Below are 7233 nucleotides of genomic sequence, written 5' to 3'. Positions count from 1 at the left end.
ACGTGTGCTCTTCCGATCTCCGCCCTTGCGCCATTCTTTCGGATTGCGGCGGTACAGCTTGTCGGCCAGCAGGTGGATGCTGACCAGGTTGTCGCGCATGACCAGCGTGGCCATGCGGTTCACGTCGGACTGGATCAGGTCCTGCGAGGTCATGGGTTCGGCCCTGACCTCGCCGCGGTCCGTGGGCGGGGACGCGCAACCGGCCAGCGCCAGCAGCAGCGTGGCGGCGGCCATGGCCGTGAACGGACGGGGGCGGAAGAAAGCGGATCGCAGGGGCATGACGGGACCTCGGCAGGGCAAGAGCCCGCGTCAGTCCAGCCGCTCCACCGCCTGGTGCCGCACGGCGTCGAGTGCCTCGGGTGGCACCAGCGCGGGCAGCACCTCATGCAGGGGCACCAGCACGAAGGCCCGTTCCATCATACGGGGGTGGGGTACCGTCAACGCAGGCGAATCGATGCGCGCCGTGCCATACGTCAACAAATCGAGGTCCAGCGTCCTCGGTGCGTTGCGGTAAGGCCGCAGGCGGCCGGCCGCCTGCTCGATGTCCTGCAGCACGGCCAGCAGGCCGGGCGCCGTCAGCGTGGTGGCCACCAGCGCCACGGCATTGATGAAGTCGGGTCCTGACGCCTCGACCGGTGCGGTGCGATAGAAGGACGAGGTCCGCAACACACGCACGGCCGGATGCGCATCCAGCGCGGCCAGCGCATCGCGCAGCGACTGCACGGCATCGCCCAGGTTGGCACCCAGGGCGACACAGGCCTGGACCTCAGGCCGCATCGGCCTGGCCTTCTCCGCCGCCTCCGCCGCTGGACTTGCCCGACGACGGCTTGCGGCGACGGCGGCGGCGTTTTTTCGCCGGTGCACTGCCGTCGGACGATGGCATCCCGTCATCTGCCGCCGGTTCGCCGTCGGCACCCTCCTCCTCCTCGATGGAGCGGAAACGCGGATCGTCCTCGGAGGCCTGCGCAGCCGCCGCGTCATCCTTCTTCACGCGGCGCACACGAGCGCCGGCCGCCTTGGGCTGGTTGGCCTTGCGCTGCGCGTCCACCATGTCACGGCGGTGGTCGTCGTCGGCCAGGCTGAAGGTTTCCCACCAGTGCGCCAGTTCTTCGTCCACCTCGCCGGTCTGGGCGCGCAGGCGCAGGAAGTCGAAACCGGCCCGGAAGCGGGGCTGCTCCACCAGACTGAACGGCGAGGTGCCCACCCGCTTGTCGAAGCGCGGCTGCATCATCCAGATCTCGCGCATGTCGGTGCCCAGCTTGCCGCGGCCCGACACATCGCCGATGCGCGCGTCGAAGGCCTCGTCCACCGCCTCCTGCAGGGCGGCAAACGGGGTGGGCGGACGCTGGTTGCCCCGGGGCTGCAGACGGCGTTCCCAGGCCTTGCGCACATCGGCCCACAGCACGCAGGCCAGCAGGAAACTCGGCGCCACCGGTTTGCCCTCGCCCACACGGCGGTCGGTGTCCTGCAAGGCGAGCCGGACAAAATCGTCGCCGGCGCGCTCGACCACCAGATCCAGCAGCGGGTAGATGCCCCGCGCCAGGCCATAGGTCTTGAGCGATTCGATGCTGGCCAGCGCGTGTCCGGTCTGCAGCAACTTGAGCATCTCGTCGAACAGGCGGCTTTGCGGCACGTCGCGCAGCAGGTCGCGCGAGGCCGCCAGCGGCTCGCGGGTCCTGGCATCGAGCTTGAAACCGAGCGCACTGAGTTTGGCCGCGAAGCGCACGGCACGGATGATGCGCACCGGGTCTTCGCGGTAGCGCATCGCCGCATCGCCGATCATGCGCAGTGTCTTCTTCTGCGCATCGCGGATACCTTGATGGAAGTCGACCACGACCTGCGTTTCCGGGTCGTAGTACATCGCGTTGATCGAGAAGTCGCGGCGCGCCGCGTCCTGCTCGATCGGGCCCCAGACGTTGTCGCGCAGCACGCGGCCACTGGCGTCCACGGCGTGCTTCATGCCCGCCAGTTGCCCCTTGGAGGTGCGCTCGTTGCCGCTGACCTGCTCGGCGTCGGCGCTGTCCAGGTAGGCGCGGAAGGTCGAGACCTCGATCACCTCGTGCTCGCGCCCGCGGCCGTACACCACGTGCACGATGCGGAAGCGCCGGCCGATGATGAAGGCACGGCGGAACAGCCCCTTGACCTGCTCGGGCGTGGCGTTGGTGGCCACGTCGAAGTCCTTGGGACGCAGACCCAGCAGCAGGTCGCGCACGGCGCCGCCGACGATGTAGGCCTCGTACCCGGCCTGCTTGAGCGTGCGCACCACGTCGATGGCCCGCTGGTCCACCAGCTTCGGGTTGATGCCGTGCACGCTGGCCGGCACGTCCTGGCGCTTGCCGAACTTGGTGGTCTTGCCGCCCTTGGCGCCGGCCTTGCCCAGCAGCTTGTTGATGAGTTTCTTGATCATTCGAAGAGATTCAGGATACGCCAGCCGCGCTCGACGGCAATGGCCTGGAGCCGGGCGTCCGGGTTGGTGGCCACAGGCTCGTGCACCTTCTCCATCAGTGGCAGGTCGTTGACCGAGTCGCTGTAGAAGGTGCTGTGCACGACGCGGGACCAGTCCAGCCCGCGTGCGGACAGCCATTGTTCCACACGCGCGACCTTGCCCTCGCGGAACGATGGCGTGCCCCGGATGAGGCCGGTGGGATTGCCCTGCGCGTCACGCTCCAGCTCGATGGCGATCAGTTCGTCCACACCGAAGGCCCGGGCAATCGGGCGCGTCACGAATTCGTTGGTCGCGGTGACGATCACCACCTCGTCTCCCGCCTGCTGGTGCGCACGCACCAGTTTCCGCGCCTGGGGCCGGATGGCCGGCTCGATCACCTCGCGCATGAAGCGCCGGTGCGCCGCCTCGGCCGCCGCCACGCCACGCTCGCGCACGGCGTCAACGGAAAAGCGGATGTACTCGTGGATGTCCAGCGTGCCGGCCTTGTACTGCTCGTAGAAGTAGTCGTTGGCATGGGTCTGGGCCTCGGCGGCACGCCAGCCCAGGGTGACGACGAAATCACCCCAGGCGTAGTCCGAATCGAGCGGCAGCAGGGTGTGGTCCAGATCGAAAAGCGCAAGTCTCATTCCGGCAGACGCGTGGTCCTCATTCGTTTTCCAACATGGATTTGATCAGCGGAATCGTGATCGCACGCTGCGTGCGCAGCGCGTAGGCATCGAGCTGGTCCAGCAGCATCATCAGGCTGGACAGGTCGCGTGAGAAGCGGTTGAGCATGAAGTCCATGACCTCGTCGCCCAGGAACACGCCGCGTTCATCGGCGGCGCGGCGCAGCACCGCGCGGCGCTCGGCCTCACCCAGCGCCACGAGGTGGAACACGTGGCCCCAGCCCAGCCGGGTGCGCAGGTCTTCACGCAGTTGCAGGTCGGCCGGCGGCCGGTCGGTGGCGGCCAGCACCCAGCGCGCCCGCCCGTGTGCCGGCGCCTGGGCATTGACGAACCAGTTGAACGCCGCGGCCTGCTGATCCGCCGTGTACAGGTGCACGTCGTCGAGCAGCACCGCCTCCCAGGCGTCGTCGAATTCGCCGGGTTGCAGGGTGTCCGCGTCCATCCAGCCCACCTGCGCGCCCTGCTCGCGCAGCGACTCGCGCACGGCGCGCAGCAGATGCGTCTTGCCACTGCCGCTGTCGCCCCACAGACAGGTGGGCACGGGCGAGCGCAGCGGGTTGCCCGCCCACAGGCGCAGGTGTTCCAGCGCCCCTTCGTTGCCCGCCGCCACGAAATTGGCCAGCGTGGGCACCGGCGCCATGCCGATGTCCAGCGCCAGTTGCCGCATCGCGGTCTGTCGGTCGCGGCTCATGCGCCGGATTCCCGCGAAGAAGATGCGGCAGGGGCCGGCGCGGCCGGCATCGGCGCCTTCAGGTACAGATCGCTGCCGAGGTAGCTGCGCCGCACGCGCCGCACCGCCACCAGCAGCACCGCGCTGGCCGGCAGGGCCACCAGCACGCCGATGAAGCCGAACAGATGCCCGAAGGCCATCAGGGCGAAGATCACCGCAATCGGGTGCAGGCCGATGCGCTCACCCAGCAGGCGCGGCGTGACAACAAAACTCTCGACCGCCTGGCCCACCGAGTACACCAGCGCCACCATGGCCACACCCCACAAGGTCTGGAACTCCAGCGCGGCCGCCAGCAGCCCCAGCACCAGGCCGACCCCGAAACCCAGGTAGGGCACGAAGACGGCCAGACCGGTGAACACCCCGATGGGCAGCGCCAGATCCAGGCCCACCAGCATCAGGCCCACCGTGTAGAACACGGCCAGCACACCCATCACCACCAGTTGCCCGCGCAGGTACTGCCCCAGCACGGCGTCCGTCTCGTCCAGGAAGCTCTGCACCCCCTCGCGCCAGCGCGGCGGAATCATGTGCTTGGTGCGCTCCACCATCGGCCCCCAGTCCAGCAGCAGGTAGTAGGCCACTATCGGGGTGAGCACCAGGTTGCCGAACACCGCCGCCAGCGCACTGCCGCCGATGCGCAGCGAGGACAGCAGGCCGCCCAGGATGTCGCCTTCATTGCCCGTGATCAGTTCCTTGATCCACTCGCGCACCTGCGACACATCGAGATGGACGGGCACGCCCCAGCGGGCCCCGAGCACCTGCAGATACGCGCCAGCCTTGTCCAGCAGCAACGGCACCTGCGCCTTGAACAGCGGCACCTGCTTGGTGATCACCGGCACGATCAGCAGGGCCACCGACAGCACCACCAGAATCACCAGGGCCAGCGCGATGCCGGCGCCCAGCCAGCGCGGCAGCCCCCTGGCGTGCAGTTTTTCCACCGGCGGATGCAGCACGTAGGCCAGCACGCCCGCCATGAGAAAAGGCATCAGCACCGGCGCCAGCACCGACAGCAGCAGCCACAGGGCCACGGCAATCGCGGCCCAGGCGGCCAAACGCTTCTGGTTGGAGGAAAAACTCATGTCGGTCTGCGGGGAGGAAGGGTATCGGCCCGCCATGGCGGGCATGCCCGTAAAATCTCGCCAAATTCTATCGGTCCGGCCCGTTCCCCGGGACGGCCCTGCCTCTGGCGTCCTTTTCCCTCCTGTTCCGACCCCGCACCGGGGCCTTTCCTCCCATGAGCTCCAGCCCCTCCCCCCTGTCCTACAAAGACGCCGGCGTCGACATCGACGCGGGCGACGCGCTGGTCGAGCGCATCAAGCCGCTGGCCAAGAAGACCCTGCGCGAGGGCGTGATGGCCGGCATCGGCGGCTTCGGCGCCCTGTTCGAGGTGCCCAAGCGTTACCAGGAGCCGGTGCTGGTCAGCGGCACCGACGGCGTCGGCACCAAGCTCAAGCTGGCCTTCGAATGGAACATGCACGACACCGTGGGCATCGACCTGGTCGGCATGAGCGTGAACGACGTGCTGGTGCAGGGCGCCGAGCCGCTGTTCTTCCTCGATTACTTCGCCTGCGGCAAGCTCGACGTGGACACCGCCGCCGCCGTGGTCGGTGGCATCGCCAAGGGCTGCGAACTGTCGGGCTGCGCGCTCATCGGCGGCGAGACCGCCGAGATGCCCGGCATGTACCCGGCCGGCGAATACGACCTGGCCGGTTTCTGCGTCGGTGCGGTCGAAAAGAGCAAGATCCTCACCGGCCGGAACGTCAAGCCGGGCGACGTGGTGCTGGGCCTGGCCTCGCACGGCGTGCACTCCAACGGTTTCTCGCTGGTGCGCAAGTGCATCGAGCGCGCCGCCGGCAACCTGCCCGCCACGCTCGACGGCCAGCCCTTCCGCGAGGCCATCATGGCCCCGACCCGCCTGTACGTGAAGAACGTGCTCGCCACGCTGGCCAAACACCCCGTCAAGGCCCTGGCCCACATCACGGGCGGCGGCCTGCTGGAGAACATCCCGCGCGTGCTGCCCGAGGGCACGGCCGCCCACCTGAAGAAGGGTAGCTGGCCGCAGACCGAGCTGTTCGCCTGGCTGCAGAAGACCGCCGGCATCGACGACATCGAGATGAACCGCACCTTCAACAACGGCATCGGCATGGTGGTGGTGATCGCCGCCGAGGACGCCGCCGCCTGCGCCGCCACCCTGCGCGAGCTGGGCGAGACGGTGTACGAGATCGGCGCCATCGCCCCCCGCGGCGACGGTGCCGCGGTCGTGGTGGCCTGAGGCCACCCCGACCCGCTGTCCGAAAATGATCGAAGCCTGTCCGCCGCTGGCGCTGACAGGCTCTCCCCGACAGGGAACAATGCGGCCCATCCCAGCCCGGAGCAACGCCCATGAAAACCTGTCTGATCGTGATCGATGTCCAGGAATCGTTCCGGCATCGCCCCTTCTTCACCGAGACTGAACTGCCCGCCTATCTGGCCGCGCAGAACGCGCTGATCGCCGGCTGTGCGGCGCAGGGCGTGCCGATCGTGCGCATCCTGCACAGCGATGGCCCCGAGACGGCGGCCAACCCCTTCTCGCTGGTTTCCGGCCACGTCCGCCCGCTGCTGGGGCTGGCCAACTTCGATGCCGCCGCCCGTTTCACCAAGCACCGCCACAGCGCCCTCGTGGGCACGGGGCTGGACGTCTGGCTGATCAGCCAGGGCATCCAGCGCCTGATCATCAGCGGCATTCGCACCGAGCAATGCTGTGAAACCACCACGCGCCATGCGTCCGACCTGGGTTTCACGGTGGACTACGTGCTCGACGCCACCATGACCTGGGACATGACCCAGCCCGACGGCACGCCACTGGCCGCCGCCGACATCAAGGTCCGCACCGCCACCGTGCTGCAGGGGCGCTTCTGCACCCTGTGCACCGTCGACGAGGCCCTGGCCCGCGCACGGCAGGCGGCATGAGTCCTCCCACCGTCGATGTGCACTTCGTGCTGCTCGACGGCAGCCTGATTCTCGACTGGGCGGGCCCGGCCGAGGCCCTGCGCATCGCCAATCAGATCCGGTGCGCGCAGGGACATGCCCCGGCCTTCGAGCTGCATTTCATCAGTCCGGCCCGGCAGACCACCAGTTCGGTCGGTGCGGTCATCGCCGATCTGGCGCCATTGCCCGACCTGGCACGGGCCAGCCGCCCGCAATGGGTGGTGCTGGTCGGCCAGCCCGGCGACCGGATGACGCTCGACAGCGAACCGGCCCACGACCTGCTGCACTGGCTGCGCGGCCTGCGCCTGGCACCGCCACGGCCTGCGCGGCAGGCCCGGCGACGCGCCCCCCTGAACACGTCAGTTGAGTGCGCGCCGGAGCTCGGCCAGGCGGCTGCTGGCGGCCTCGCGTTCCAGCACGTCCTCGGT

7 protein-coding genes and 2 pseudogenes are annotated in these 7233 nt (G+C 68.8%); 3 read left to right on the top strand and 6 right to left on the bottom strand.

What is annotated here, in order from left to right; genetic code table 11:
* The 6 genes and pseudogenes from PHQ87_RS10580 to PHQ87_RS10555 all read right to left on the bottom strand — a co-directional run.
* Nucleotides 1-234: pseudogene (locus tag PHQ87_RS10580) on the bottom strand (hypothetical protein); the annotation flags it as partial.
* 75 nt (nucleotides 235-309) lie between these two features.
* Entirely contained in the window at nucleotides 310-777 is a 468-nt protein-coding gene (gene folK, locus PHQ87_RS10575) for a 2-amino-4-hydroxy-6-hydroxymethyldihydropteridine diphosphokinase (RefSeq protein ID WP_300233751.1), read from the bottom strand.
* Nucleotides 767-2407, bottom strand: a complete 1641-nt coding sequence (gene pcnB, locus PHQ87_RS10570) for a polynucleotide adenylyltransferase PcnB (protein WP_300233749.1) — start codon at nucleotides 2405-2407, stop codon at nucleotides 767-769. The genes folK and pcnB overlap by 11 nt, the downstream gene beginning before the upstream one ends.
* Nucleotides 2404-3072 carry an HAD family hydrolase gene (locus tag PHQ87_RS10565; RefSeq protein WP_300233746.1) on the bottom strand — a complete coding sequence of 223 codons (669 nt, stop codon included), beginning with the start codon at nucleotides 3070-3072 and terminating at the stop codon, nucleotides 2404-2406. The genes pcnB and PHQ87_RS10565 overlap by 4 nt, the downstream gene beginning before the upstream one ends.
* Before the next feature lie 19 nt (nucleotides 3073-3091).
* Nucleotides 3092-3778 (bottom strand): DnaA regulatory inactivator Hda, encoded by a 687-nt coding sequence (gene hda, locus PHQ87_RS10560; protein ID WP_300233754.1) that lies wholly within the window; start codon nucleotides 3776-3778, stop codon nucleotides 3092-3094.
* A gap of 20 nt (nucleotides 3779-3798) precedes the next feature.
* Nucleotides 3799-4917 carry an AI-2E family transporter gene (locus tag PHQ87_RS10555; protein WP_300233743.1) on the bottom strand — a complete coding sequence of 373 codons (1119 nt, stop codon included), beginning with the start codon at nucleotides 4915-4917 and terminating at the stop codon, nucleotides 3799-3801.
* A 155-nt stretch (nucleotides 4918-5072) separates the two neighbouring features.
* Here PHQ87_RS10555 and purM point away from each other — a divergent pair, with 155 nt between their 5' ends.
* The 3 genes and pseudogenes from purM to PHQ87_RS10540 all read left to right on the top strand — a co-directional run.
* The gene (gene purM / locus PHQ87_RS10550) at nucleotides 5073-6110 is read left to right on the top strand and encodes a phosphoribosylformylglycinamidine cyclo-ligase (RefSeq protein ID WP_300233740.1); all 1038 of its coding nucleotides are present in this window, start codon (nucleotides 5073-5075) and stop codon (nucleotides 6108-6110) included.
* A gap of 110 nt (nucleotides 6111-6220) precedes the next feature.
* Nucleotides 6221-6787 carry an isochorismatase family protein gene (locus tag PHQ87_RS10545; RefSeq protein WP_300233737.1) on the top strand — a complete coding sequence of 189 codons (567 nt, stop codon included), beginning with the start codon at nucleotides 6221-6223 and terminating at the stop codon, nucleotides 6785-6787.
* Nucleotides 6784-7233, top strand: a pseudogene (locus PHQ87_RS10540) (hypothetical protein); the annotation flags it as partial. The gene PHQ87_RS10545 and the pseudogene PHQ87_RS10540, both read left to right, overlap by 4 nt.

This window comes from Hydrogenophaga sp. (genome assembly GCF_028698005.1).
Classification (GTDB): Bacteria; Pseudomonadota; Gammaproteobacteria; order Burkholderiales; family Burkholderiaceae_C; genus Hydrogenophaga.
This window is presented reverse-complemented; position numbering and strand designations above follow the sequence as displayed.